Here is a 25263-nt window from a genome sequence, read left to right as displayed (position 1 = left end):
CACCGCTCGCGACCCGGTATGTCCCATTCCGAACATTTACCGCGTCCGGAACGGGACCCCAAGCCCCAAAGGGAGTCAGCCCGACTACGGCTCCGCGCCTCGATCCGAGCCGCCTCGATCCGGGCCGATGATCGGCGGACTGTCGTCACCACCACCGGTCGGCGGTTCGTCGTCGCTCGGCGGCGGCTCACCGGACGGCGGCGGCTCCGCCTCCGAGGTCGGCGCCACGTCGCGGCTGGGCCGCGCTTCGGAGGACGTCGTCGGGGGCGGGGCCGAACTGGTGCTCGGCGGCAGGCTCGGCTCCGTGCTCTCCGGGGTGTACTCCGCGCCGGCCTCGGCATACGTGCCGATCGGTTCGACGTCCTCGAACTGCTCGCCCGGCTTATCGGCAAGGTACGTCTCCATGAACGACTGCCAGATCGACCCGGGCAGCCCGGACCCGTAGATATTCGCGCCGGCCGCGTCGACGATCGGTTCGTTCTGATCCGCGCCAACCCATACCGCCGAGGAAATCGACGGCGTGTAGCCGACCATCCACGCCTTCGCGTTCTGGCTCGTCTTCTCCCCGTCCGGCGAGACGTACTGGTGGGTACCGGTCTTACCCGCACAGTCCCAGTCGCCAGGGCAGGCCAAACTCGAGTAGGGCACCACCGGCTCGAGCGAGTTGGTCACGTTGCCCGCGATCTGCTTGCTCTTCTCCGCGTTCTGGTCGAAGGCCGGCTTCGCGTCGGACTCGCCGACGTGCACGACCTGACCCTCCGAGTTCTTCGCCTCATCGATCAGATGCGGCGTGCGGTACTCGCCGGCCGCGGCGAAGGTCGCATAGGCCGAGGCCATATCAATCGTGCGCACCTGGGTCAGCCCACCGCCGATGGCGATGTTCGCGTCCGGCGCGCCACCGTTCGCGCCTTCCAGCGTCTTCTTGCCGTTGATCTCCTTCGGAATGCCAGCCTCGTGCGCGGCATCGGCGACCGCGCGGGTACCCGTGGTGTTCACCGCCATATCGACGAACACCGTGTTGATCGACCGCTCCATCGCGGTGGCCACCGAACATTCCCCGCAGTCCACGCCTTCCGAGTTACTGACCTCGGTGCCGGCGATGGTGCGCGGCGAGGAACCGTCGTAGGTTTCCCCCAACCCGTGGCCCATCTTCAGCGCGGCGGCAAGGTCGAAGGGCTTGAACGACGATCCGGGTTCCTGCATCGACTGTGCGTAGTCGAGCCCGGTGGCACTTTCCCCGCCGTAGTAGGCCATCACCCCGCCGGTCTTCGGATTGACCGCGACCAGCGCTTCCTTCAGGTTCTCCGGCTGATCCGCCATCACCTCGTTCACCGCTTCGGTCGCGGCGCGCTGTGCCTTCGGATCGATGGTCGTCTTGATGGTCAGCCCAGCGGTCTGCACCTGCGACTCATCCATGCCAGCCTTGGTTTCGAGTTCCCTGAGCACCTGCCGCTCGATCAACCCTTCCGGGCCCTGCGCACGGTTCAGGTTCTGCCGCGCCTGTTCCGCGGGAATGATCTTCGGGAACTCCGCCTTGCCCTCCTGCGGGGTCAGCCAGCCCTTGTCGACCATCTGGCCAATGACGTACTTCCAGCGCTGCTGCTGGTACTCCTCGTCATCGGCCCGGCCAGGCGACTGGATCATCCCGGCGAGCAGCGCGGCCTCGGACGGGTTCACATCGCCGATGTCCTTGTTGAACCACGCCTTCGCCGCGGCCTGCACACCATTGGCCCCCCGGCCGAAATAGATGGTGTTCAGGTACGCGGTGATGATCTCCTCTTTGCTCTGCTCGTTGTTCATCTTGAAGGCCTTCACCACCTCCAGCGCCTTGCGCTGGTACGAGTACTCCTCGTTTTCGGTGGCCTTCTTGATGTACTGCTGGGTGATCGTGGAGCCACCGCCGACCCCGCCGCTCACCTGGTTCCACGCCGCACGGAAGATCGCCTTGATGTCGAAACCCGCGTTGGTTTCGAAGCTCGCGTCCTCGGCCGCGTAGGCGGCCTGCTTCACGTGCTCCGGAATATCGTCCGGTTGCACGATCGTCCGGTTGCCCTCATCCGGGATGATCTTGCTCATCTCCGAACCGTCGGAATACTGCAGCGTCACCGCCTGGCTCTGCTGCGCCGCGACCTCCTCCGGAGTCGGCACGTCAACCAGCATGTAAGCGATTCCGAAAGCAGCGAGCGGGCCGAGGATGAACAGCGCCGCGAGCACGTAAATGGTGCGCCGGACGCGCCGCCACACCTTCTTCTTGCGCTTGGCGCGTTCCTCGTCGGTCACCTCGGGATCATCGTCCGGATCGTCGTCCTCGTCATCCCACTCGTCATCCCATTCGGTCGGCTGCTCGCGGTTGGACTCGGCGCGGCTGAACGAATGCGTGAGTAGCTCGGGTTCCCTGCCCAAACCGGATGATTCGGGTGCGGCACCGAACTCCGACTGAATCGGCGGAAGTAGCTCGGTCGGCCGGTCGACCATGTGCGGCCCTGGACGGGATGGCCCGCCTGGCGGGGTACCCATTCCTGGTGGTGTGCCCATACCTGGCGGGGGGCCCTGGGGCGACTGGCTCTGGGGTGACTGGCCCTGTGGTGACTGACCCTGGGGCGGACGGCCCTGTGGTGGACGACCCTGGGGTGGGGGCGGTGGCCCAGGCGGGCCGCCGCCTTCCAGTCGGCTGCTCAGCCCGCCCTGCTGGCCGGGCGGTCGGTTCGGCTGGTTGGCACGCGGCGCCGGGGGCACCTCGTCATCGTCGTCGAACACCGGGCTCCAATGGCCGGTGCTCTCCTGTGGCTCGGGCTGTTCCTGCTCCCCCGGCCATTGTGGCTGCCGTGCCGCCAGGTCGTCGTCCGATTCGGGGCGCCCGTGACGCCGCCGACGTCCATAGTCGTTCACGCTGTGCCTATGCCTATCCACGAGAAGGGCTCACTCGGACCGGCGCCCCGCCGCCAGGCCGTGTTCGGTCGATGTAGTACACGACTCCGCACGATCACTCTGCCGCTGTCCTCCGGGACCGGGAGCGCGATCGGTGCGGCCGCACGCCATGCGTTCCCAAGACGTATGACTGTACGAGGTGGTTCCAGCCGCAGCTACGGCACACCTCGACTACATGGACGTTGAACTCCTCGAAAAGGTTGGCCATCTTGGCCAATTCATCTGGCGTACGCGCCGAACCGGCAGCGTGTTTTAGCTCATCCCCATATATCCAGGACACTTCGGTCAGGAGTTCTTTCCGGCAAACCGGGCAGGTGGTTTCGGTCGGCTGCCCGTGAAACTTCGCCGCGCGGCGCAGGTAGGGCCCGGCGTCACAGACCTCCTCGGTCTCGACGAGGCCCGCGTGGAATCGCCTGAGCAGCGCTTTGCGCCGCAACGCGTAGTCCACGATCTGCCGCTGAGTCCGCACGCCATCAGGGTACGTGTTCGCGCCACCCCCGTGCGGGGCCGTTTGGCGCAGCAGCGGGGATAAACCGGGCATAACGATGGAATCAGGCGAACGTTCATGCGCGCGATGTATCGGTGCGATATAGTGGCCCGGTAGGTTGCTCAGACATATCAGTCGCACGATTTGAGGGGATAGCGATGCTCGAGTTCGCCATCCTCGGCCTGCTCCACGAGGCGCCGATGCACGGATATGTGCTGCGTAAGCGGCTGCACGAGACGCTGGGCACCCTGCGCACGTTTTCCTACGGCTCGCTGTACCCGACGCTACGCCGGTTGCTGCGGGCTGGGCTGATCGCGGAAGAGGCCGCCGAACAGCCGGACGTCGACGAGCGGGCGCGCGGTGCGACCGCTCGGACACAGAAAGGCACCTGGGCGCGGCGTGGTAAGCGGGTGTACAAGCTCACCGCGGACGGCAAGGAGCGGTTCGCTGAGCTGATCGCCGATTCCGGTCCGCAGGCGTGGGAGGACGAGGGCTTCGGCGTGCACCTGGCGTTCTTCTCCCGCACGCCAGCCGATGTACGGATGCGCATTCTGGAAGGCCGCCGGCGGCGGGTGGAGGAACGCAGGGAGGGCTTGCGCGCCTCGCTCTCCCGGCGCAGCGAACAGATCGACCGCTACACCAGGGAACTGCATCGGATGGGCCTGGAAAGCAGTGAGCGCGAGGTTCGCTGGCTGAACGAGCTGATCGCGCATGAGCAGGCCGAACAACGTGATCGAGATGAGTGATCAGTAACCGACAGTGCGGTCGGGAACACCCACAGACAAGTAGAACGAGTGAGGAGAATCCGGCATGGGCGAGCAGCACAGCAGGGTTCGGGTGGCCATCGTTGGCGTCGGTAACTGTGCCGCGTCCCTGGTGCAGGGCGTGCATTACTACCGCGAGGCCGACAAGGAGACCCGCGTCCCTGGCTTGATGCATGTGCAGTTCGGCGACTACCACGTGCGGGACGTGGAGTTCGTCGCCGCGTTCGACGTGGATGCCAAGAAGGTCGGCCGGGACCTCTCCGAGGCGATCGTGGCCAGCGAGAACAACACGATCAAGATCTGCGATGTACCGCCGCTCGGGGTGAGCGTGCAGCGTGGGCACACCTACGACGGGCTTGGCCGGTTCTACCGCGAGACCATCGAGGAAGCCGATGAGGCGCCGGTGGACGTCGTCGAGGCGCTGCGCGCAGCCGAGGCGGATGTGCTGGTCACCTACCTTCCGGTGGGCTCGCAGCAGGCCGTCGAGTTCTACGCGCAGTGCGCGCTCGAGGCTGGCGTGGCCTTCGTCAACGCGCTGCCGGTGTTCATCGCCTCCGACCCGGAATGGGCCGCGAAGTTCGAGTCCGCCGGGGTACCGATCATTGGTGATGACATCAAGTCCCAGGTCGGCGCGACCATCACGCACCGGGTGCTGGCCAAACTGTTCGAGGACCGCGGGGTACAGCTGGATCGCACCATGCAGCTGAACGTCGGCGGCAACATGGACTTCCTGAACATGAAAGAGCTCGAGCGCCTCGAGTCCAAGAAGGTCTCCAAAACGCAGGCCGTGACCTCGCAGATCGACCGCGATCTCGGCAAGGGCAACGTGCACGTGGGGCCATCGGACTACGTGCAGTGGCTGGATGACCGCAAATGGGCCTACGTTCGGCTGGAAGGGCGCGCCTTCGGCGATGTGCCGCTGAACCTGGAATACAAGCTCGAGGTCTGGGACTCGCCGAACTCGGCCGGCATCATCATCGACGCGGTGCGCGCCGCGAAGATCGCCAAGGACCGCGGGATCGGTGGCCCGATCCTGTCCGCGGCCGCCTATTTCATGAAGTCGCCGCCCGAGCAGTACACCGACTCCGTCGCATACCAGGCCGTCGAGCAGTTCATCGCCGGCGAGGTCGAGCGCTGAGCGTGAATTAGTAGTACGAAAGCGCCATCCGCCCAGTTCAACGCCTAGCCGATGTCGTGGCGTCCCGGCATACTCGAGACAAACGGGATCCCACGACATCGGTCGGCGGAATCAAGGGGGAGTATGGCGGTCGATCCGGTGACCACACCGTCCGGCTTCGACCCGCTCGTCGAGTTCTACGGGATGTGGAACACCGAGCTGGCCGAGCGATACCTACCAATCCCTCATACGCACGCGCGAAAATACGAGTGCGTGGGGGGAAATCTGATCATGAGTCCCGCCGAGGGGACCACCAATTCACACGGCGAGGGCGAGCTGTTCGTGCGGTTGCGCGCCGGAGCGCTCGCCGCCGGCTGCTATCCGTATCTGCAAGTCAATCTACGGTTCACGCCGGACACCTGGATTCAGCCGGATCTTGTGCTGCTTCGCGCCCCGGCATGCGGCGTGACCTGGGTCGACCCGGCCGATGTGCTGCTATCGGTCGAGTTCGTCTCCCCGGTGAGTGTGCGCAGGGATCGGGTGTCCAAACCGGAGCTGTGCGCCAGCGCCGGGATTTCCTGGTACCTGCTCGTTGAGCTGGACTATCCGAGTAGATCCGCGGATCTGCGGCTGTATCGGCTGGACGATGGCCGGTACGTACGGCACACCGCTGCTAGTGCGGGTGGGCGCTTCCGCGTCGACGAGCCACTGAGCCTGGACTTTGACCCGGCCGAGCTGCTCGAGCCCTGAACACCCGCGCCTCCGGGTGAACCCACCTGACCTGTTCGTCCAGTGTTTACCGGTAGACCGGCTGGGCTTCGCTTCCGCGTTCTAGGTTCGCCTTATCCCCCGAATGGCTGATCTGGAGGTCTGCGTGCCCACCACACCCGAACCCGCGCGGCGTCGCCTGCTGCCGTTGTTCGCCGGCAACCACGCCGGTGGTCGTTCCCCGGTGACCTGCCGGTACCGCTGCGCGGACGCTTGTCTACACGAAGCGCCGAACACTTCGGACAACGCGTACTTCGGCGACGTCGTTCGCTCCATTGTGGACCGTCGAGGTGCACTCAAGGCCGGCGCGGTGATCGCCGCGGCCGGCGCCGGCCTCGCCGCCTTCGGCGGCACCGCGGCCGCGCAAACCCAGCCGCGCACGCCAGCGAATCCGGCGAGCACAGCTAATCCGGCTAATCCAGCTGACCCGGCCGGTGCGCTGAACTTCACGCCAGTCGCGCCGAACACCGAAGACGCGGTGGTGATCCCGGATGGTTACGAACAGTCGGTGCTGATCCGCTGGGGCGACCCGGTGCTCCCCGGCGCGCCCAGGTTCGATTTCACCCGGCAAACCGCCGCGGCACAAGCAAAGCAGTTCGGCTACAACAATGACTTCTGCGGGCTGGTACCAGTCGGCGGGGACCGCTGGTTGATGGGCTCGAACCACGAGTACACCACCGAGGTGCAGATGCATCTCGACTACGACGAGGAGAACCCGACCGAGGAGCAGGTGAAGATTGCCTGGGCGGCGCATGGGTTCTCGGTGGTACTCGTCCGCAGGGACAAGCGCAGCGGCAAGTTCCTCGCGGTCCCGCACCCGTACTTCAACCGGCGGCTCACCGCGCGCAGCGAGTTCACCGTGGACGGGCCGGCCGCCGGCAGTGACCTGCTGCGGACCTCGGCCGATCCGAGTGGAACGACGATCCTCGGCACGATCGGCAACTGCGCGGGCGGCGTAACCCCATGGGGCACGATCCTCACCGCCGAGGAGAACTTCAACGGCTACTTCGCCGGCGGCGACGCGATCACCGATCCAACCGAAGCCGAGCGGGTAGCCCGCTACGGTACGCCGGATGCTGCCAGCACGCGGAAGTGGGAACGCTTCGACGACCGGTTCGACCTGGCCAAGGAACCGAACGAGTTCAACCGGTTCGGCTGGATCGTGGAGATCGACCCGCGCGAGCCCCGCTCCACTCCCGTCAAACACACCGCACTCGGCCGGTTCAAGCACGAGGGCGCGACCATCCAGATCGCCAAGGACGGCAGGGCCGTCGCGTATATGGGTGACGACGAACGGTTCGACTACATCTACAAGTTCGTCTCGAAGAACACCTTTGTCGATAGCGAGGGTAAGGCCGCGCGCGAGCGGAACAAGAAGCTGCTCAGTGAGGGCACCCTGTACGTCGCGAGGTTCACCGGGAACAGCCCGCAAGCCGAGATCGACGGCAGCGGCCGGCTGCCTGCCGACGGGCAGTTCGACGGCACCGGCGAATGGCTGCCGCTCGCCTCCACCGAAGAATCCTTTGTAGACGGTTTCAGCGTGGAAGAGGTTTTCGTGTTCGCCAGGCTGGCCGCGGACAAGGCGGGCGCCACCAAGATGGATCGGCCGGAGGACATCGAGCCGAACCCGGTGAACGGCCGGATATACGCCGCGCTCACCAACAACAGTGACAGGGGCCCGAGTGGCGCCGCGGCCGCCGATGAGCCAAACCCGCGCAACGGTAACAAGCACGGGCATATCCTGGAGTGGGACGAGGACGGCGGCGACCACACCGCGACGAGTTTCGCCTGGCGACTGCTGCTGGTCTGCGGCGATCCGAACGCCGAGGACAGCTACTTCGGCGGGTACGACAAGAGCCAGGTGAGCCCGATCTCCTGCCCGGACAACGTCGCCTTCGACAAGGCCGGCAACCTGTGGATATCCACCGACGGCAACGAGCTCGGCTCGAACGACGGATTGTTCCAGGTTCCGGTAGACGGCCCGGAACGCGGAAGAGTGCGGCAGTTCCTCACCGTGCCGGTCGGCGCGGAAACCTGCGGGCCGGTGATCGGCGACGACTTCGTGCTGGTTTCCGTGCAGCACCCCGGGGAGAACGCGGAAAGCGCGGCCGCTCCCACCTCGCACTGGCCGGATGGCGGGGACAGCCAGCCTCGCCCATCGGTGGTCGCGGTCTGGCCAAGCTGAGTAGCGTCGTTATCGTGGGGGTATGACGAGCAGACCAGTCGCGCTGATCACCGGTGCCACCAGAGGAATAGGTGCCGCCACCGCCCGCGTACTCGCGCCCACGCATGAGCTACTGCTTGGCGGCAGGGATGCGGCCGCACTGGACGCGCTGGCCAGCGAGCTGCCGGCGGCGCGGCCGTGGCCGGTCGAACTGACCGACCCGGCCGCGCTCGCCGAGGCAACCGCCGAACTGTCCGAACTAGACGTTCTGGTGCACTCGGCCGGCACGGTGCTGCTTGCCGACCTCGATGCCACCTCGGCCGAGCAGTGGCGGCAGATGCTCGAGCTGAATGTGGTTGCGGTCGCCGAACTGACCAGGTTGCTGCTGCCGGCGCTGCGCGTCCGGCGCGGGCAGGTGGTGCTGATCAATTCCGGTCAGGGCATCAACGTGAGCGGAGGCTGGGGCGCGTACGCGGCCAGCAAGTTCGCCCTGCGCGCCTACGCCGACGTACTGCGTATGGAGGAGGCAGCGAACGGGCTGCGGGTGACGACCGTCTATCCCGGACGCACCGATACCGCGATGCAGCGCGAAGTCTTCGCCGCGGAGGGTCGCGAGTACGAGGCCAAGGGGCTGCTGCGCCCGGAATCGGTTGCCGAGGCCGTACGCGGCGCGGTACTCGCCACCCCGGATGCGCACCAGACCGAGCTGGTCATCCGCCCGGCACCCTGATTCAGACGCGCAGCCGGGCAGCCACCAGCGCGACGTCGGCCTGCGCCTTGGCGCGGTCCACCCGCACCGCCTCGCCGTCCCGCACGACCTGATCCCCCGCCACCCACACGTCGGTGACCCCCCGGGAGCCCGCTGCCCACACCAGGTTGGTCAGCAACTGCTCATCCGGCACGCCAAGCCCGGTGGCGAACGCGGGGCCATCCGTCCCGATGTGCACGATATCCGCCCAGCGGTTGGCTTCCAGCGCGCCGATATCGCTGCGCCCGAGCGCTTCTGCCGAACCGCTGGTGGCCATCAGCAGCGCGTCGGCCGCGGTAAGTGCGGTCGCATCGGCGGCGGAAAGCCGGGCGAGCATCGCGGAGAGCTGCACCTCTTCCCACAGGTCGAGGTCGTCGTTGCTGGCCGGCCCGTCGGTACCAAGCCCGATTGGCACCCCGGCCGCGCGTAGCTCGGGAACCCTGGCGATACCGGAGGCCAGCTTGGCGTTCGAACCGGGACAGTGCGCCACGGCCACGTTGTGCCTCGCGAGCAGCTCAATGTCCGAATCGGACAGATGCACGGCGTGCGCGAACAGCACCCGCCCACCGTAGACCTGCTGCTTCGCGAGCAACTGGGGCACGCTGCCATGCTCGGCGCGCTGCTGCTCGTCCTCCCGCGCGGATTCCGCGACGTGCGTGGTGAACAGCGCCGACCTTGCCCGCGACTGCTCGGCGATCTCGGTCAGCGCCTCGGGCGGCAGGGTGTACGCGGAATGCGGGCCATAGCCGAGCTCGACCCGCTCGCCAGGTCCGAAGCGCAGGCCATCCGCGTCGATCCACGCGCTCGCCGCGCGCAACAGTGCGCGCCAGTCGAGCTTCGGCGTCTGCAGGATCGCCGAGGTGAGCACCACCCTGGCACCCGTGGCAAGTACCGCCTCGGCCAGTTGCTCACCGTGGAAGTACATCTCCACACTGGTCGTCACACCCCTGCGCAGCATCTCGATCGAGCCGAGCAGCATTCCGGTGCGGATATCGGCAGGACGCAGCCGCGCCTCCGCCGGCCAGACCACCTCATGCAGCCAACGCAGCAGCGGCAGTTCGCCGCCCGTGCCACGCAGCATGGTCATCGGGCTGTGCGCATGCGCGTTGATCAACCCGGGCAGCAGGATTCCGGGGTAACTGACCACTGACTCCGGGGCCTCGGGTGCGGTTGCCACCGGTCCGCAGTAGCTGATCCGGCCGGTCGCGTCGATATCCACCACGGCGTTGCGCAGTACCGAGCAGTCCTTGTCGGCCGGTAACACCACCGGCGCCCGTAGCCGTTTCACCGCGGTCATGCACTTGCCCCCTGGCTACGTCGGAAGATCAGATCCCTACTCTGCCTGCCTTCGGCGCGCGCGCGTGCCTCGAACTTGGTCACCGGTCGCCAATCCGGCCGAGGAGCCCAACCATCCGGATACTCGTTCACCAGGGTTGGCTCCGCCGTGCATACGTCGAGCATCTGCTCGGCGTAGTCGGCCCAGTCAGTGGCCAGATGCAGCCGGCCGCCAGGTGCGATCCGCGAGGCGAGCAGCGCGACGAACTCCGGCTGGATCAGCCGCCGCTTGTGATGCCGCTTCTTCGGCCACGGGTCGGGGAAGAACACCCGTACCCCGGCGAGCGAGCCCGGCGCGAGGTGCTCGGTGAGCAGCACTACCGCATCCCCACGCAACAGGCGAAGATTCGTCACGCCAAGGGATTCCGCCCGGAGCAACAACTGGGCAAGGCCGGGCGGGTAGACCTCGACCGCGAGATAGTTCACCTCCGGTTCGGCCGCGGCAAGCGCGGCGGTGGTCTCCCCCATCCCGGAACCGATCTCCAACTGGACCGGCGCGCCACGACCGAACCAACCAGCGATATCCAGCTCACCGGCCGGCAGCTCGCTGATCTCCCTGCCAAGCGACGGCCAGCTGCGCTGCCAGGCGCGTTCCTGGCCGACGGTCATCCGGCCGCCGCGCTGCACATAACTGACCACACTGCGCAGCCGGCGGATCGGCTGCTGCTCAATTTCCTTGCTTGACACTCGATTCCCATACGTCGTGCACGTCCTGCGTGGACGCATCCGTCCCGGTCGGGGGTTCGACCAGACCACACAGTGTCTGGTCCTCGGTCGCCCAGTAGGTCACCGCACTCGAGGGGCCGATGCTCGTGGCGAGATTCATCCACCGACCGCCATGCTCGCCGGACGACCAGTCGCCGGTCCCCTCCGGTTTGGCGCCGAGCTGGCTCACCATCCGGAGCAGCTGCCCGCAGCTATCGTCCCCGGCGTAGTAGGTGACCGCATACGGCTCGCCCTGCTCCTGCGGTAGCCAGCATTCCACCTGGGTACGCGCTTCGAGGACATCAGCCGCGCTGCCCTTCTTGTCCGTGCAGTCCTGCACCACGGCCCGCGCGTCGCCGGCGAACGAGCGCACCTGCGGATCACTGTCCAGCGGATTGTTCGGATCGGGCGGGGCTGGCTCCGGCTCGTTGGTGCTGGTGCGCTCGGCGATCCCGCGCTGTCCGTTTGCCGTCGGGTCGTCGCCACTTAGCAACACCGGCACCAGGATGCCGGCGGCAAGCACGGCCGCGCCCGCCGCTGCCGCTACCCACGGCCAGCGCTTGCGCTTCGGCTGATTCGTCCACTGTGGAGTAGCAACCGGTTGCGGTTGGGTCATCGGTTGGGTGGCGTGCTGCCCGGGATGCTGCCACGCGGTCGCTGGTTCGGGCGTGCTCGCCGCGGCTGCCAGGCAGGCCGGTGGTTCCCTCGGGTCGGTGTCGTCCCTGCCGACCGGCGCGTTCAGTGCACCGAGCGCCACGCTGCTCTCCGGCGCCTGCACGGCAACCGGCACGATCCCGGTGCGTTCCGCGATCAGCTGGCCGACCAGTGGCATTCTGCTCGCCCCACCGACCAGGTAGATCCCGGCAAGGGCCGACAACGGCAGCCCGGTGGTGGCGATCGTGCTTGCCAGCAACGCGGTCGCGCGCTCGACCGAGGGCCGGACGAGTTCTTCCAGCTCGGCTCGAGTCAGGTGCACATCGGGCATACCGTGCGGCAGCGGGATATCGGTCTGCGGGTAGCTGGACAACGCCTCCTTGCCCGCGGCGATATCGTCCAGCATGGCGCGGGCCGCGCGCCTGGCCACCGGCGTGCTTGGCCGCAGCAGTTCGGCCCACTCCGGTCGGTCCGCGCCGACCGACTGGCGCACCCTGTCGAGCAACAGCTGGTCGATATCCCTGCCGCCGACGTCGGAAAGGCCGTCCTCGGCAAGTACCTGCCAGCCCTCTTCGGTACGCAGCACGACGGCCGTATCGGTGGTGCCGCCACCCATGTCATAGATCGCGATCGCGGTACCCGGCTGGACCGCGCCACCCTCGTCGAGGTTGGCGAAATGGGCGGCTGCCGAGACCGGTTCGGCGAGTAGCTGGATCCGACCACCCCAGCCGGCCGCGCGGGCAGCCGCGAGCAGGGTGTTCTGCCGGATGCGGCGCCAATCGGCCGGATGCGTGAGCACCACCCGGTCTGGCGGGCCGCCCAGCTGGCGAGTGGTTTCGGTGGCAACCTTGCGCAGCACGGCGGCGATCAGGTCGACCACCGGGATGACGGTCGGACCGAGCAGCACTTCCACGTCGTCGATCCGGCGCTTCGGGTTCGGCTCGTAGCGCGCCGGATCGAGCCGGGACTGGCGTTCGGCCTCACGACCGGCGATCAGCTCGGTGCCGTTCTTCGCCAGGAACACCGCGGATGACAGGGTCGGCAGGCCATCCACTTGCAGTAGTTGGGGCGCGGCCCCCGGCGCAGTGCGTACCGCGGCGACGGTGTTGGACGTGCCGAAGTCAATGGCGAGCTCGCGCACGCCGCAACCTCCCTCCGTCCGGATACTCAAACCGTACCCAGTCGGGGAAAGTCGTGGTTAGTTGGCGGCCAACGACTCCACTTCGCCGATGCGATTGCGCAGCTCGGCGAGGGTGAACGGGATGGCGGTCGATGCGGTTCCGGTATATGCGGCGACCACGTCGATCCAGCCGGTGTGCCGGTGCGTGAGCAACACCGTGGTGGGCACCGTGCCGAGGCCGGCTCCGCTTTCCGAAGGCAGGTACTCCCAGTACCCGCTTTCCGCGTCGGCGACCCAGGGAACGTACTCCCAACCCTGCCGCGCGTCGAGCAGTTCGCTTACCGCGTCCTCGATCGCGAAACCAGCAGCCCTGGAATGCAGCGTGCCGGTCGCGAGCGCCCGTAGCCACCATGGCGCGGGTAGCTGGCCACGCGATCCACCGGATTCCCGGTAGCGATCAACCACACGGCCTTCCGGCGCGCGGTGAATCCAGGCTCGCCTTCGCTGGGCCGGACTGATTGGCGCGGAAAGAGAATCGGGCAACTCGACCGCAGCGTGCCAGTCGAGCGCACTTGTCGCTTCGACTCGTGGCGTGGGCGGGTATTCGTCCAGCGCACTGTCCGTCACCAAGGAATCGGTTGGCACGCTTGGTTTGACGACCGTCATGGCTCACCTCCGCAAGCGTTATCCGTTGGCTATATCCGATATCACCGGATGATCGTTACGCTTGTCCGCCAAATGTGCTGGCCATCACGGCGACCTTTACTTGTCCTTAACAGGATGTTTCCAGTAGTGGGGCATTTGGGCGATGGCGTGGTAATCCAGTTACGCAATGCGCGCAAATAGCCGGGCCGGGTCGCCCCCCGAATGGCGACCCGGCCCGGTTTCCCCGTATCCGACCCAACGACCCCGAGTTGTGGATCGGCTCCTGTGTACGCGTTAGGCGTCCCTGCGCTTCGCGGTGACCAGCGCCGCGGTGAGGATCACGGCGGCGAATGCGGCGAAGTAGGCGAGCGACCACCACGGGCTGAGCGCCGCGATCGGCTCGGGCGGTCCGCCCGCAGCGGCCGCTGGCCTTTCGGCTCCACCGGCGAGGAAGTTCCTCGCCACATTGAAGGGCATCCACTGGTGGATGTCCGCTCCGATGTTCGGAATCAGCTGCACCATCGGTTCCAGCACCTGCGAGTAGAGCAGCACGAGTGCGGTTGCCCCGGCGGTGTGCCGGATCAGTACACCCACGCTTACCGCGATCGCCGCGGCCAGCCCGAAGATCAAACTGGCGCCGGCGACATTGCGCCAGTCGGCGGCGGTGTTCAGTGCCAGGTGCGGACCGGGGTCGATCAGGTAGCCAAGTCCCCATGCGCCGAAGGCGGCGACCAGGCCGACAACGGCGGCGACCAGCGAGACCACCGCCGTTTTGGCCAGTAGTAGCGAGCTTCGGTTCGGTACCGCCTGGAAACTGGTACGGATCGTGTTGAACCGGTATTCCGTGGTGATCGCCAGCGCGCCGAGCACCATGATGATGGCGAGCCCGAATTCGATGCCGACCTGGGTCATCCCGATGCCGAATTCGAAGTCTTCCGGGACCGTGCCGACCACCAGCGCGGAAAAGCCGAGCGCAGTGACCAAGGCGATCGCGATGCAGGCCCATGGTGAGCGAGTGCTGAACAGCTTGATGCGTTCGACTGCGAGCAGAGTCATGATAATTGCCTTCTCGTTCTAGGGGTGCTCAGTTGGCTGCCGGCTGCTTGGCGGCGTCGTCCAGTCCGGTGTGATACTCCACCGCGTCGCCGGTGATCTGCATGAACGCCTGCTCGAGCGAGCCTTGCTGCGGGCTCAGTTCATGCAGCGGAACGCCTATCTCGAAGGCAACCTCGCCAATCTTCTCGCTGTCCAATCCGGACACCAGTAGTCCTTCGCCCTCGTCTCGCGCGGAAACGCCGAGCCGGAGCAGTTCGTCCCGCAGCGGTCCAATCCGGGGGCTACGCACCTTCACGGTGTTCTCCGAAGCCCGCGCGACGAACTCTTCGGTGCTGCTCTGCGCGATCAGCTCGCCCTTGCCGATCACCACCAGCTCGGAGGCGGTCAGCGCCATCTCGGAAAGCAGATGGCTGGAGACGAACACGGTGCGGCCCTCGTCCGCGAGCCGGTGCATGAAGTTGCGGATCCACAGGATGCCCTCCGGGTCCAGCCCGTTCACCGGTTCGTCGAAGAGCAGTACCTCGGGGTCGCCGAGCAGCGCGGCCGCGATGCCGAGCCGTTGCGACATGCCGAGCGAGAACCCGCCCGCGTTCTTGTTCGCGACCGCGGTCAACCCGACGATGTCCAGGACCTCGTCCACCCTGCTCGCTGGCAGCTTGTTCGACTTGGCCATCCAGCGCAGATGGGATCGTGCCGATCGGTTCGGATGCACCCAGCGCGCTTCGAGCAGCGCGCCAACCGTACGAAGTGGATGGTGCAGATCACGGTAGTGCTTGCCCTTGATCCGCACATCGCCGGCGGTCGGATTGTCCAAACCGAGGATCATGCGCATCGTGGTGGATTTTCCTGCCCCGTTTGGACCGAGGAAACCCGTCACCTTGCCCGGCTCGACGGAGAACGAGAGGTCCTTGACCGCCATCGTGTTGCCGTACTGCTTGGTGAGGCCTACTGCCTCGATCATGTGCCCTCCTGGTCGCTTACGACTCGCGGTATTGACGCGATCACCCTGTGGTCGCCCCCATGCCATTACCTCGATCATTGCCTAGATCGGTCGCTTCGCGCGTCATGCTGAGGTACCGACTGCGATCGACTTAGGTAGCACTCTGCCCTTCGGAAGGAGGACACGGATCAGTGATCTACCCCGAGCTGACCCTGAACCGGTCCCTGAGGGCACCCGAAAGTGGGAAAGTGATCAGCTCGCCGAGCCGGGGCGGACCAGGCCGGTCTCGTAGGCGAGGACCACCGCCTGCACCCGATCGCGCAGCTCTAGTTTGGACAGTACGCGGCCGACATGGGTTTTCACAGTCGCTTCGGAAAGAAAGAGCTGGCCCGCGATCTCGGTGTTCGAGTGTCCACCCGCGATCAGGGTGAGTACTTCGCGTTCCCGCTCGGTGAGTACGTCGAGCACGCTGGCATCGGCGAGTTCGCTGCCGGTCTCGCCGATGAAGCGGTCCAGCAGCCGCCGCGTCACGCTCGGCGAAACCACCGAGTCTCCGGCCGCGACCGAGCGCAACGCGGAGACCAGGTCATCCGGTGGGGTGTCCTTCAGCAGGAAACCGCTCGCCCCCGCGCGCAACGCGGAAAGCACGTACTCGTCAAGGTCGAAGGTGGTCATCACCAGTATCCGGGCGCTGTCCTTGCCGCCGGCGGCGATCTGTCTCGTCGCCTCGACGCCGTCCAGTACCGGCATCCGGATATCCATCAGCACCACATCTGGGCGCAGCTCACTGGCCATCCGGACCGCGGCGGCACCGTCCGCGGCTTCACCGGCGATTTCCACGTCGTCCTGCGCCCCGAGCACCATCCGGAACCCGACGCGCATCAGTTCCTGGTCGTCGACAACGAGCACGCGTATCACGGTTGGCCAGCCTATTCGCTCGGTATCGGGATCGTTGCGTGCACTCGCCAACCACCGGTTGACCCTGGCCCGGCTTCCAGCGTTCCGCCGAACACGGTGGCCCGCTCGCGCATCCCGATGAGCCCATTGCCACCCGGCACGGTGACCCGTGCGGTACCGGTGCCGTTATCGGTGATCTCCAGGGTGACCTCGTTGTTTGTTCTGGCTACCCGGACGCGTGCGGCGGCGCCGTGGCCGGCGTGTTTCACGGTGTTCGTCAGTGCTTCCTGGGTGATCCGGTAGATCGCCAGGCCGAGACCGGTCGGCAGGTCGGCGACCGCGCCGTGCAGGTCCAGCTGTACGGGAAGGCCGACCGAGCGCACCTTTTCCGCCAGCTCGGCCAGTGACCGTGCGGTTGGCTGCGGGGCGAGGTCCCGATCGGTTTCCGGATCATCCGAGCGGAGCACCTCGAGTAGTCGGCGCAGCTCGGCGAGTGCTTCCCGGCCGGTGCCGGAGATCGTGCGCAGGGCGTCCTCGGCGAGTTCGGGTTTGCCGCGTACCGCGTAGCCAGCGCCGTCCGCGTGCACCACCATCACGCTGACCGAGTGTGCGACCACATCGTGCAGTTCGCGGGCGATCCGGGAGCGTTCCTCGACGAGCGCGATCCGGGCGTGCTGGTCGCGCTCGGTCTCCGCCATCCGCAACCGCTGTTCTACTTCGGACTGGTAGGCGCGGCGGGCGCCGACGAACTCGCCGAGCACCCAGGAGAACGCGAGGATGATGGCGATGAAAACCAGTGGGCCGACGGCTGCCTCGTCGAACCGGAAGAAGATCCAGAGTATGCACAGCACGACTAGACAGGCGGCGTATTCGGCCGCTCTGCGCCGGCCGACGTAGGCGACCAGGGTGTAGAGCAGCATGGTCAGCCCGATGTCCTCGGCGCGCAGCATCAGCGGATCGAGATCGGGCGCCGCGCGCGCGGGTACGTCGGCGAGATGCACCAGCGCACCGAGCAGAATGAGATAGGCGGCGAGTACCGGATGGCGCCGGCGGATGATCAACGGTGCGAGCAGCAGCAGGGTGGACAGCGCGAACAGCCAGCCGGTCACGTCCAGCTGGCCGGTGAGCACCCGGGGGTAGATCGGTAGTCCGAGCAGTAGCACCAGCAGCATCACCAGGCTGTCGCCAACCATCGGATGCTTGCGCATCCACAAACTGAGCCGCCGCACCCAGTCAGGCTAGGTCGTAGCCCACGCGGCGCGCGTCGCCCCGCGGAACGATCCCACTAATCCCCAGGTCTGACCCGCCCCGCGACCAACAGCAAGAACCCCAAAGAACGCGATTACTGGGCGCGGTGCCCAGTGACCGCAAGATCCCTAAAGATTGCGATCTCGGTGGAGGTGATTACGCGTCGTCCGTCCATACCAGGTGGACGTTCAGCCGCCCGCCCCTGCGGAAGAGCCGGCAGGCGTTCTCGGGCCTTTGCAAGGTCATCCGCACTCGCCGGTCGACGGCGACGAGCTCCGCGTGGTCCTTGAATGCCATCCCCCATGCGGCGACCCAAGCGTCAACCCCGTCGCCTTTTTCCTGCACGACGGCGAAGAGTTTTGGCGCGTCTTCGGTGACCATCTCCCGTACCAATTCAGCGAACTCGTCCTTGTCACACGGCGGTTCGGGTGCTTCCTCGGCCATTGGTCCTCCCTACGATGTTGTGGAAGAACGATAGAAGTTTACATAAAAGATCAACATAGCCCATTTGGGTAGCGATCTTTTATGTAAGCCATTCACGTGTAGGGTTCACCTCTAGGCGTCCCCGAGGCTGCGAAGAGGAGTGGCATGGCTGGTTCGTCGGCACCGTTGCGCCGGCTGGGCGCCGAGTTGCGCAGGCTGCGCGAGGCAACCGGACGCACCCAGACCGATGTTGGGGCGGAGATCGGCCGCACGCATGCCACGCTGGTGAACTGGGAACTCGGTAAGACCAAGATCAGCAAATCCGATCTGGTCTGCCTGCTCGCCGAGCTGCGCGCGCCAACTGAAGTCCGTAAGGGGCTGGAACAGCTGCGCCAGGACTCCAACCAGGGGAAGAGCCAGTGGGCGGTCTATGGCCTACCGGACTGGCTGCGCCCGCTGGTCAGCTTCGAGGAAGACGCGATAGCCCTGTCGACCTTCGAACCAGTGATCATTCCTGGTCTGCTGCAAACCGAGGAATACGCGCGGGCCACTCATTTGACCGCGCCGCATGTGGTCGCGCCACAGGATGTGGATCGCTGGGTTGCCGCTCGTCAGCAGCGTCAGCGGCGACTGGACGAAGTCAATCCGTTGCGCCTGCATGCGGTGATCGCGGAGGCCGCCCTGCGGCTTCGGGTTGGCGGTCCCGAGGTCATGGCAGCCCAGCTGGCTCGGCTGTGCGAAGCGGCGGAAACCGCGAATGTGACCATTCAGGTGCTGCCGAGCACGCGTGGCGAACTCGCCGGCGTGGCAAGCAACTTCACCGTGCTGCACTTCGCTGATCCCGGTGTTGATCCGCCGCTCGGCTATTTCGACGGGCCGCTGGGTGGCTATCTGATCAGCGACGAGGGCGACGTCGCTGCGATGATCAAAATGTTCGCGGACCTGGGCGCACCAGCGCTGAACGAGGCGGATTCGCTGAGTCTGCTTTCTGCCATACTGGCGGAGTACCGCTAGAAAGGCAGTCTGCATCATGCTTGATCTGTCCACGCTCGCGTGGCGTAAGTCGAGTTACAGCAACGGTGGCGGCAACTGCGTGGAGACCGCTGCGCTCGATGGCGCCACGTGGCGCAAGTCCAGCTACAGCAACGGTGGCGGCGAATGTGTGGAGACGGCCGCACTGGATGAGGCGATGGTTGCCGTGCGGGACAGTAAGAACCCGGCCGGCGGCGTGTTGTTCTTCCCGCGCACCGCGCTCAATTCCTGGCTGTCCACGCTCACGTAACCGCAAGATCCCTGAAGAACGTGGTCGGCGACAACGCGGGAGGGTAAATCCATGGGCTCGGATGGCACGTCGAGTGTGTTCCGCGGCGTCGGGGTAGCACTGCTAACGCTGTTCGACGAAACCGGCGCGGTCGAGGTCAAAGCCACCGCGGAACTGGCCAATACGCTGGTCGAACTCGGTATGCGCGGGGTGATCGTCGGCGGCTCCACCGCCGAGGCCGCCACGCTCAGCGGGACCGAACGGGCCGAGCTCATCCGCGCGGTACGCGATGCGATACCCGCCGACATCCCGGTCGTCGCCGGCACCGGCGCCCCGTCCAGCAGGCAGGCCATCGAGTACACCCGGCAAGCCGCCGATGCGGGCGCGAGCGCCGCGCTCGTCCTTACCCCGCACCGCGTGCCCGACCCGCGCCCGTACTACGCCAAGGTCGCCGAAGCGGTCCCGGACCTCCCGCTGCTCGCCTACCACTTCCCCGCCGCGGCCGAACCCGGTATCCGTACCGACCTGCTACCGGACCTGCCCGTGGTCGGCGTGAAGGACTCCACCGGCGACCCGGACCGCCTCCTCACCGAGCTCGCCTCCTTCGACGGCGATATCTACACCGGCTCCGCGGCCGTACTCGGCTACGCCGGCCCACTCGGCTGCGCGGGCGCGATCGTCGCGCTCGGCAACGCGCAACCAGAACTATGCGTGCGCGCGTTCGACGGCGACTTCGCCGCCCAGCGCGAGCTGACCGAAGCGCACCTGGCCGCGAAGGGCAACTTCCCACACGGCCTCAAGGCACTCGTCGCGCAGCGCTTCGGCACACCGACGCACGCCCGGATCGACTGACCACTAGTCCGGTGTGGTGTAGGGGCCCCTGCTGTCAATGGCGGGGCTCACCGCGGATCGGTCGCTCGGGCCGTCGCTGACCGGGTTCACCGTGGGATGGCTCCCCCATTCGCGTGGCGGCTTACGTCGGCTGGCACTGCGCGCCGAGGCATACTGGTTCTGCCGGATCTGCCCGAGGATCGCGATCGTGCCGGCGTGCGCGGCGGCCAGCATCAGCAACGCGATTCCCAGCCGTACCACGAGATCACGGACCGGGTTGCCGGTGCTGAACGGGATGCTCGCCATCAGCGCCAGCAGGCCGAGCATGATGAGGTGAAACAGCACGGTGACCAGCTGGGTCGCCGAGCGGGCTGATGCGGCATGCTCGCCGGATTGGTCCAGGTACTCTCTACCGCTGCGGTAGATCAGCTGGCCGTCGGCGACTACCAGCACCGCGCTGATCAGCAGGAAAAGCAAATAGCTGTCGGGATGCACGCTGGCTCCCTTCGCGATGGGTTGCAACCATGCGGGTTTCCGGAAGGCTGGCCAGCTAAACGTCACTTCGTCCGACTGTGTCCCCGCGCCGACCGCACGCATGGCACGATGCAACCCAGGGCAGGAGCAGATAACGCGAAACGGGGGTTCGCCGGGTGACTACGGCGCCGGCACAGCAGCAGCCTGGCTCACTCGCCGGGCCGCTTTCCGCCGCGGTCGCGCAGCTATGCCAACGCCTACAGCCGCAGGTGTCCGAACGCACCGCGGCCGGCTTCCAGGAAGTGCTGCGCAGATTGTCCGCGCCACTACAGGTCGCGGTCGCCGGGCGCATCAAGTCGGGTAAATCCACGCTGGTCAACGCCTTGATCGGGCGCCGGGTGGCGCCAACCGACATCGGCGAGTGCACCCGGCTGGTCACCAGGTTCCAGTACGGCACCGTGGACCGGGTCGAGGTGGTCTTCAACAGCGGTCGTAAGCAGGTCGTGCCCTTCGACTCGCACGGCATGATCCCCGCCGAACTCGGCGTGGACATCGACGAGGTCTCGCATCTGGAGGCCTACCTGACCAACGCGGTGTTGCGGGACCTCACGGTGATCGACACGCCCGGTCTCGGCTCGCTGGATGCCGCCTCGGTAGCTCGGACGGAGCAGCTGCTTGGTTCCGCCCCGCCGCCAGCCGACCCCGAACCCGACTCCGACTCCGAGCATGCGGACGAACTGGACGACACTTCGCGCAGCGCGGTCGCTGGGGCCGAAGCCGTGCTGTACGTGGTGACCCAGAGCGTGCGCGCGGATGACCAGCAGGCGCTCGCCGCGTTCACCGCGGCCACCGCGAGCCGCGAGGCCGGCCCGGTGAACGCCATCGCGGTACTGAACAAGGCGGACACCATCGCCCCTGAGTCGATGGAGGGCGCGAACGGGGACGTGTGGACCGCGGCGGCCAAGCTCGCCGAGCGCCAGGCCACCATGCTCAAACCCAGGGTTGCCGATGTGCTGCCGGTGATCGGTCTGCTCGCCGAATCGGCCGAGGCTGGCGGGTTCACCTCGGCCGATTCCGATGCGCTGCACAAACTCGCCGAGCTGGATGACGTCACGCTGGAAACCATGCTGGTGTCCGCGGACATCTTCGCGACCTGGGACTGCGAGGTGCCCTCCGGCACCAGGGTGCGGTTGCTCGAACAGCTCGATCTCTACGGGATCCGGGCAGGCATCGATGCCGTCCGCGCTGAACCGGAGATCACCGCGGGCGCGCTGCGCCGCAGGCTGCTGGACAGTTCCGGGCTCGCCGATGTGCGGGCCCGGCTGGACCGGGTGTTCCGGGCAAGGGCGGACGGCATCAAGGCGGCTGCCGCACTCGCCTCGATCACCGCGCTCGCCTACGCAACCGGTGATTCCGGCGAACGCCAGCGCGTGCACGACGCGATCGAAGTGCTGCTCGCGAAACCGGAGGCACATCAACTGCGGCTGCTCGAGGCGCTGACCCTGGTCGCCTCCGGAGCGGTGAACATGCCCGAAGACCTGGCCGAAGAAGTGCTTCGGGTGGGTAGCAACGCGGAAATACCCGAACAGCTCGGGCTGCCCGGACGACCACAGGAGGAGTTGACCGGCTACGCGCTGGAGCGGGCCGGTTGGTGGCGCTCGTTCGCCTCGTTCGGCGCCACCCCAGCGCAGAGCAGGGTCGCACATGTCGTGCACCGCGCGTACTTCCTGATCTGGCAGCAGCTCCGCGGACCTGCGAGGTGACTTGATGGCGTCCTGGTTCCGCCGATCGAAACGATCCGGCACCGCCACGGCCGATGGCGTTGACAGTGTTGACGGTGTTGATGTCGACGACGGCGCGGTCACGGCCGAGGAACTGACCGAGGGCGAGCGCAGTGACCCGCCAACCTCGCCGACCAGGTTGCCCACCGCCGCGGAGCTGGCCGCATACGATGCCGGCACGGATCTGGATCCGGGTGGAACCGAACCGGAAGCGGGCACGTCAGAACATGGCGTGGAGCCCGATCAGGTATCGACCGACCGGCAAGCGTTGATTCAACTGTGCTTGTACGCGCTGGATCGCGCGCGTAGTTCTGGGGTGGCCGAGCGGATCGAACACGGCCTTGCCGACGTAGGGGTGCGCGCGCTGCGCCCGGACGGCGAGCGGTTCGACCCTGCCGTCCATGAGGCAGGTGCCACGGTGGCCACCGAGGACGTCACGTTGGACGGTTTCGTAGCGGAAACCGAGGTCGTCGGCTTCGCCGACCGGGACCGGATGCTGCGCCCGCCAATCGTCACCGTCTACACCCGAAACGGTCCACGATGACCGCGCTGCCGGCGAATATTGGTCTGCCGCAACAAGTTCGGGATGGCAGGGACAAGCTGCTCACCCTGTTGCGGGAGGTCGACCCGGAGGGCGCGAAATGGGTGGACGGCATCCGCGCTCGCCGCCCGAAAACACCGAGCGTCGTCGTGGTCGGCGAGACCAAACGGGGTAAGAGCTCGCTGGTGAACGCGATGCTCGCACAGCCAGGTCTGTCCCCTGTGGACGCCGAGGTGGCGACAGGAACGTACCTGCTCTTCGGGCATGCCGAGGAATGGCAGGCGCAGGCCTGCTATCCGGGGCAGCTCGCCTCGGTGCCGATCGAGTTGGACGAGCTGGTGCGCTGGGTCGGTGCTGGGCAGGAACTCCCCGAAGGTCAGATCCCGCCACGCTATGTCGAGGTCTGCGGGCCGGTGCCGCTGCTGAACAAGCTGAACATCGTGGACACCCCAGGGGTTGGCGGGCTGGACTCGATGCACGGCGAGCTGGCGATGGAAGCGGCGGCAGCGGCCACCGCGCTGCTGTTCGTTGTGGACGCGTCGTCCCCGTTCACCAGTACGGAACTGGAATTTCTGCGCAAGATGGGTGACCGGGTGGACACCGTCATCTTCGCACTGTCCAAAGTGGATCAGTTTCGGGGTTGGCGGGAAGTACTCGAAGCGGATAAGCAGTTGCTTGCCGAGTACGCACCGAGATTCGCGGACGCCGTGTTCCACCCGGTGTCCGCGCGCATGTTCGAGATGGCTGGCAACGCGCCGAACGAGCAGGCGGCCGCGATGCTGCGCGAGCGCTCCGGGGTGATCGAGCTACAGACCGCCGTGCAGGAGTTGCTTGTCGGCCGGTCCGCGATGCTCGGTGAGGCGAACACGATGCGCGCGCTGCACAGCGCGTTCGGCGAGGTGAGCGCCCGGCTGCACGCCGAACGGCGGGCGCTGTCCACCGGTGAGGACGAGGCGGAAGCGCTACGTGCCCGCCGGGATGAACTGACCAGCCAACGCAAATCTTCCACTCGGGGCTGGCAGGTCAAACTCCGCTCGGAGGTCAACCGCACCAGGGTTGAGGTGACCCACGAGGTCGGCAGGCAGATGCGCGATGCGCAGTCCTGGGCGCGGCAGTCGATCGACGCCGCGGACCGGGAGACGCTGACCGGGCTGCCGCAGCAGGTGGATGCCGCGCTACAGACCATTTCCGGGCGGATCAGTGGTGGCCTGACCGTGCGGTTGAACCAGGTCGCCGACACGGTGCTCGCAGATCTGTTCTCCGCCGAGGAACTGGGTGTGATTCGCGGGCAGCTGGCACGGGCCGGTGGCCCACTGGTGCAGCTGCGCCCGCCGGACAAGCGCGCGCCAACCGCCGAGGACAAACTGCTGGTGTTCATGGGGCTGTCCGGCGGGATCGGCGCCGGCCGGCTCGCGGCTATGCCACTCGCCCCCGCGCTTGGCGTATCCGTGCTGAATCCACTGCTGCTGGTGCCGACCATCGTGCTCGGTCTCGGCGCTGGCTGGTGGATGGCCCGCACTCGCAAGCACGCGGCGAACAAGCAGCATATGAAGCAGTGGTTGACCGAATCCATCGCCGATGCGAGATCCACATTGGATCAGTTGGTCGCGGAGCAGTTGATCGAGGCGGAACAGCAACTGGCGCTTGCCTTGGATGACGCGCTCGGCCGGCGGATCAACGCGATCGAAGACGAGCTGCGTGAGGTGGACAAGACACTGAAGATGGGCGCGCAGGAACGCTCCAAACAGCTCGGCGATGTGGGCAAACGGATCAAGGATGTGGATTCGGCGCAGGAACGGGCGGAGAACCTGCTCGACCGGATGCACAAGGCCAGGGGCGGGCAGTGAACCCCGGTGGCCACCCAAGGGGTTACCCGCCACCGCCGTACGGCTATCAACCGCCACGGCGGCGCAATATCGGGTTGATCGTCGGTGTCACGATCGGCATTGTCGTGCTGATTACTGGTGGAGTGCTGGCAGTGATGTTGCTGCTCGGCGACGATGCGGATTCCAGCGCGGATGCCCGGCCGACCGTGGACTCCTACCTACACGCGGTGAATGAGCGGGACGCGGGCGTGCTGGTCGCCGTCAGTTGCTCGCTGAGCGAGTCGGATGGCGAGTACGCGATCTCCGAGTTTCATGGCCAGGACGTGACGATGCGGGTACTCGGCGAGGGCAGCTCGGATGACCGCAACGCGCGCTACTGGCTCGAAGTGACCAGGGGAAATCCGAACGAGACCGCCGGCGAAGCGGCAACGGAGAAGGCGAGTCTACTGGTCACCGCGGACGGTGACGGCTGGTGCGTTTCCATCGGTGCCGGCGGGATGCCGACCTGACACGCGAAGCCCGGTCGGGTTGAAACCGGACCTTCCCGGTT

Annotated in this window: 24 protein-coding genes; 12 read left to right on the top strand and 12 right to left on the bottom strand. The window is 66.6% G+C overall.

Features of this window, described 5'->3' with window-relative positions; genetic code table 11:
* Positions 1-84: 84 nt before the first annotated feature.
* Together EV191_RS06590 and EV191_RS06585 are read right to left on the bottom strand one after the other, a co-directional pair.
* Positions 85-2889, bottom strand: a complete 2805-nt coding sequence (locus EV191_RS06590) for a transglycosylase domain-containing protein (protein ID WP_132875856.1) — start codon at positions 2887-2889, stop codon at positions 85-87.
* Positions 2890-2983: 94 nt separating this feature from the next.
* Complete coding sequence (locus EV191_RS06585; protein WP_207894401.1) at positions 2984-3397, bottom strand: DUF5318 family protein; 414 nt, start codon at positions 3395-3397, stop codon at positions 2984-2986.
* Between the two features lie 176 nt (positions 3398-3573).
* Between EV191_RS06585 and EV191_RS06580 the strand changes: the two genes are divergently transcribed.
* The 5 genes from EV191_RS06580 to EV191_RS06560 all read left to right on the top strand — a co-directional run bounded on the left by EV191_RS06580 (position 3574) and on the right by EV191_RS06560 (position 8958).
* On the top strand, positions 3574-4161 hold the full coding sequence (locus tag EV191_RS06580; protein ID WP_132875855.1) for a PadR family transcriptional regulator: 588 nt from the start codon (positions 3574-3576) through the stop codon (positions 4159-4161).
* Positions 4162-4225: 64 nt separating this feature from the next.
* Positions 4226-5317, top strand: a complete 1092-nt coding sequence (locus tag EV191_RS06575) for an inositol-3-phosphate synthase (RefSeq protein ID WP_132875854.1) — start codon at positions 4226-4228, stop codon at positions 5315-5317.
* Positions 5318-5440: 123 nt separating this feature from the next.
* A complete protein-coding gene (locus EV191_RS06570) occupies positions 5441-6046 on the top strand; it encodes a Uma2 family endonuclease (protein WP_165912839.1) in 606 nt (201 codons plus the stop codon).
* A 103-nt stretch (positions 6047-6149) separates the two neighbouring features.
* A complete protein-coding gene (locus tag EV191_RS06565) occupies positions 6150-8249 on the top strand; it encodes a PhoX family protein (RefSeq protein WP_132875852.1) in 2100 nt (699 codons plus the stop codon).
* A gap of 22 nt (positions 8250-8271) precedes the next feature.
* Complete coding sequence (locus EV191_RS06560) at positions 8272-8958, top strand: SDR family oxidoreductase (protein WP_132875851.1); 687 nt, start codon at positions 8272-8274, stop codon at positions 8956-8958.
* A gap of 1 nt (position 8959) precedes the next feature.
* Here the strand turns inward: EV191_RS06560 and EV191_RS06555 are convergent, their stop codons facing one another.
* The 9 genes from EV191_RS06555 to EV191_RS06515 all read right to left on the bottom strand — a co-directional run bounded on the left by EV191_RS06555 (position 8960) and on the right by EV191_RS06515 (position 18020).
* Positions 8960-10273 carry an amidohydrolase family protein gene (locus EV191_RS06555; protein WP_132875850.1) on the bottom strand — a complete coding sequence of 438 codons (1314 nt, stop codon included), beginning with the start codon at positions 10271-10273 and terminating at the stop codon, positions 8960-8962.
* Positions 10270-10998 (bottom strand): tRNA (guanosine(46)-N7)-methyltransferase TrmB, encoded by a 729-nt coding sequence (gene trmB / locus EV191_RS06550; RefSeq protein WP_243658775.1) that lies wholly within the window; start codon positions 10996-10998, stop codon positions 10270-10272. Before trmB ends, EV191_RS06555 begins: the two co-directional genes overlap by 4 nt.
* Positions 10979-12811: an Hsp70 family protein gene (locus EV191_RS06545; RefSeq protein WP_165912838.1), complete on the bottom strand. Its 1833-nt coding sequence runs from the start codon at positions 12809-12811 to the stop codon at positions 10979-10981. Before EV191_RS06545 ends, trmB begins: the two co-directional genes overlap by 20 nt.
* Before the next feature lie 57 nt (positions 12812-12868).
* Positions 12869-13456, bottom strand: coding sequence for a hypothetical protein (locus EV191_RS06540; protein WP_243658774.1), 588 nt, complete (start codon positions 13454-13456; stop codon positions 12869-12871).
* 273 nt (positions 13457-13729) lie between these two features.
* Positions 13730-14491: a hypothetical protein gene (locus EV191_RS06535; protein ID WP_132875847.1), complete on the bottom strand. Its 762-nt coding sequence runs from the start codon at positions 14489-14491 to the stop codon at positions 13730-13732.
* Between the two features lie 28 nt (positions 14492-14519).
* Complete coding sequence (locus EV191_RS06530; protein ID WP_132875846.1) at positions 14520-15452, bottom strand: ABC transporter ATP-binding protein; 933 nt, start codon at positions 15450-15452, stop codon at positions 14520-14522.
* 231 nt (positions 15453-15683) lie between these two features.
* A complete protein-coding gene (locus EV191_RS06525; RefSeq protein ID WP_132875845.1) occupies positions 15684-16349 on the bottom strand; it encodes a response regulator in 666 nt (221 codons plus the stop codon).
* Positions 16350-16360: 11 nt separating this feature from the next.
* Positions 16361-17557 carry a sensor histidine kinase gene (locus EV191_RS06520; RefSeq protein ID WP_341539593.1) on the bottom strand — a complete coding sequence of 399 codons (1197 nt, stop codon included), beginning with the start codon at positions 17555-17557 and terminating at the stop codon, positions 16361-16363.
* 175 nt (positions 17558-17732) lie between these two features.
* A complete protein-coding gene (locus tag EV191_RS06515; RefSeq protein ID WP_132875844.1) occupies positions 17733-18020 on the bottom strand; it encodes a hypothetical protein in 288 nt (95 codons plus the stop codon).
* Between the two features lie 144 nt (positions 18021-18164).
* Between EV191_RS06515 and EV191_RS06510 the strand changes: the two genes are divergently transcribed.
* The 3 genes from EV191_RS06510 to EV191_RS06500 are packed head-to-tail and all read left to right on the top strand — an operon-like array spanning position 18165 to position 20112.
* On the top strand, positions 18165-19013 hold the full coding sequence (locus tag EV191_RS06510) for a helix-turn-helix domain-containing protein (protein ID WP_132875843.1): 849 nt from the start codon (positions 18165-18167) through the stop codon (positions 19011-19013).
* 16 nt (positions 19014-19029) lie between these two features.
* Complete coding sequence (locus tag EV191_RS06505) at positions 19030-19281, top strand: DUF397 domain-containing protein (protein WP_132875842.1); 252 nt, start codon at positions 19030-19032, stop codon at positions 19279-19281.
* Between the two features lie 51 nt (positions 19282-19332).
* Positions 19333-20112 (top strand): dihydrodipicolinate synthase family protein, encoded by a 780-nt coding sequence (locus EV191_RS06500; RefSeq protein ID WP_132875841.1) that lies wholly within the window; start codon positions 19333-19335, stop codon positions 20110-20112.
* A gap of 3 nt (positions 20113-20115) precedes the next feature.
* Here EV191_RS06500 and EV191_RS06495 read toward each other — a convergent pair whose 3' ends face one another.
* Positions 20116-20586, bottom strand: a complete 471-nt coding sequence (locus EV191_RS06495) for a hypothetical protein (protein ID WP_132875840.1) — start codon at positions 20584-20586, stop codon at positions 20116-20118.
* Between the two features lie 155 nt (positions 20587-20741).
* Between EV191_RS06495 and EV191_RS06490 the strand changes: the two genes are divergently transcribed.
* From EV191_RS06490 to EV191_RS06475, 4 genes are read left to right on the top strand one after another with little or no spacing between them, the layout of a single operon-like run.
* Positions 20742-22328, top strand: coding sequence for a dynamin family protein (locus EV191_RS06490; RefSeq protein ID WP_132875839.1), 1587 nt, complete (start codon positions 20742-20744; stop codon positions 22326-22328).
* Positions 22329-22332: 4 nt separating this feature from the next.
* A complete protein-coding gene (gene grpE / locus EV191_RS06485) occupies positions 22333-22890 on the top strand; it encodes a nucleotide exchange factor GrpE (RefSeq protein WP_243658773.1) in 558 nt (185 codons plus the stop codon).
* Positions 22887-24734: a dynamin family protein gene (locus EV191_RS06480; RefSeq protein ID WP_132875838.1), complete on the top strand. Its 1848-nt coding sequence runs from the start codon at positions 22887-22889 to the stop codon at positions 24732-24734. Before grpE ends, EV191_RS06480 begins: the two co-directional genes overlap by 4 nt.
* Complete coding sequence (locus tag EV191_RS06475; RefSeq protein WP_132875837.1) at positions 24731-25222, top strand: hypothetical protein; 492 nt, start codon at positions 24731-24733, stop codon at positions 25220-25222. The genes EV191_RS06480 and EV191_RS06475 overlap by 4 nt, the downstream gene beginning before the upstream one ends.
* Positions 25223-25263: the final 41 nt, after the last annotated feature.

This window comes from Tamaricihabitans halophyticus, from assembly GCF_004340875.1.
GTDB classification, from domain to species: domain Bacteria; phylum Actinomycetota; class Actinomycetes; order Mycobacteriales; family Pseudonocardiaceae; genus Tamaricihabitans; species Tamaricihabitans halophyticus.
Note: the sequence above shows the minus strand (reverse complement) of the source record. Positions and strands in the feature narration are given on the sequence as shown.

Coding starts and splice junctions, on each gene's coding strand:
- EV191_RS06580 (WP_132875855.1), top strand. CDS start 3,574: ATGCTCGAGTTCGCCATCCTCGGCCTGCTCCACGAGGCGCCGATGCAC.
- EV191_RS06575 (WP_132875854.1), top strand. CDS start 4,226: ATGGGCGAGCAGCACAGCAGGGTTCGGGTGGCCATCGTTGGCGTCGGT.
- EV191_RS06570 (WP_165912839.1), top strand. CDS start 5,441: ATGGCGGTCGATCCGGTGACCACACCGTCCGGCTTCGACCCGCTCGTC.
- EV191_RS06565 (WP_132875852.1), top strand. CDS start 6,150: ATGGCTGATCTGGAGGTCTGCGTGCCCACCACACCCGAACCCGCGCGG.
- EV191_RS06560 (WP_132875851.1), top strand. CDS start 8,272: ATGACGAGCAGACCAGTCGCGCTGATCACCGGTGCCACCAGAGGAATA.
- EV191_RS06555 (WP_132875850.1), bottom strand. CDS start 10,273: ATGACCGCGGTGAAACGGCTACGGGCGCCGGTGGTGTTACCGGCCGAC.
- EV191_RS06540 (WP_243658774.1), bottom strand. CDS start 13,456: ATGACGGTCGTCAAACCAAGCGTGCCAACCGATTCCTTGGTGACGGAC.
- EV191_RS06535 (WP_132875847.1), bottom strand. CDS start 14,491: ATGACTCTGCTCGCAGTCGAACGCATCAAGCTGTTCAGCACTCGCTCA.
- EV191_RS06530 (WP_132875846.1), bottom strand. CDS start 15,452: ATGATCGAGGCAGTAGGCCTCACCAAGCAGTACGGCAACACGATGGCG.
- EV191_RS06515 (WP_132875844.1), bottom strand. CDS start 18,020: ATGGCCGAGGAAGCACCCGAACCGCCGTGTGACAAGGACGAGTTCGCT.
- EV191_RS06510 (WP_132875843.1), top strand. CDS start 18,165: ATGGCTGGTTCGTCGGCACCGTTGCGCCGGCTGGGCGCCGAGTTGCGC.
- EV191_RS06505 (WP_132875842.1), top strand. CDS start 19,030: ATGCTTGATCTGTCCACGCTCGCGTGGCGTAAGTCGAGTTACAGCAAC.
- EV191_RS06500 (WP_132875841.1), top strand. CDS start 19,333: ATGGGCTCGGATGGCACGTCGAGTGTGTTCCGCGGCGTCGGGGTAGCA.
- grpE (WP_243658773.1), top strand. CDS start 22,333: ATGGCGTCCTGGTTCCGCCGATCGAAACGATCCGGCACCGCCACGGCC.
- EV191_RS06480 (WP_132875838.1), top strand. CDS start 22,887: ATGACCGCGCTGCCGGCGAATATTGGTCTGCCGCAACAAGTTCGGGAT.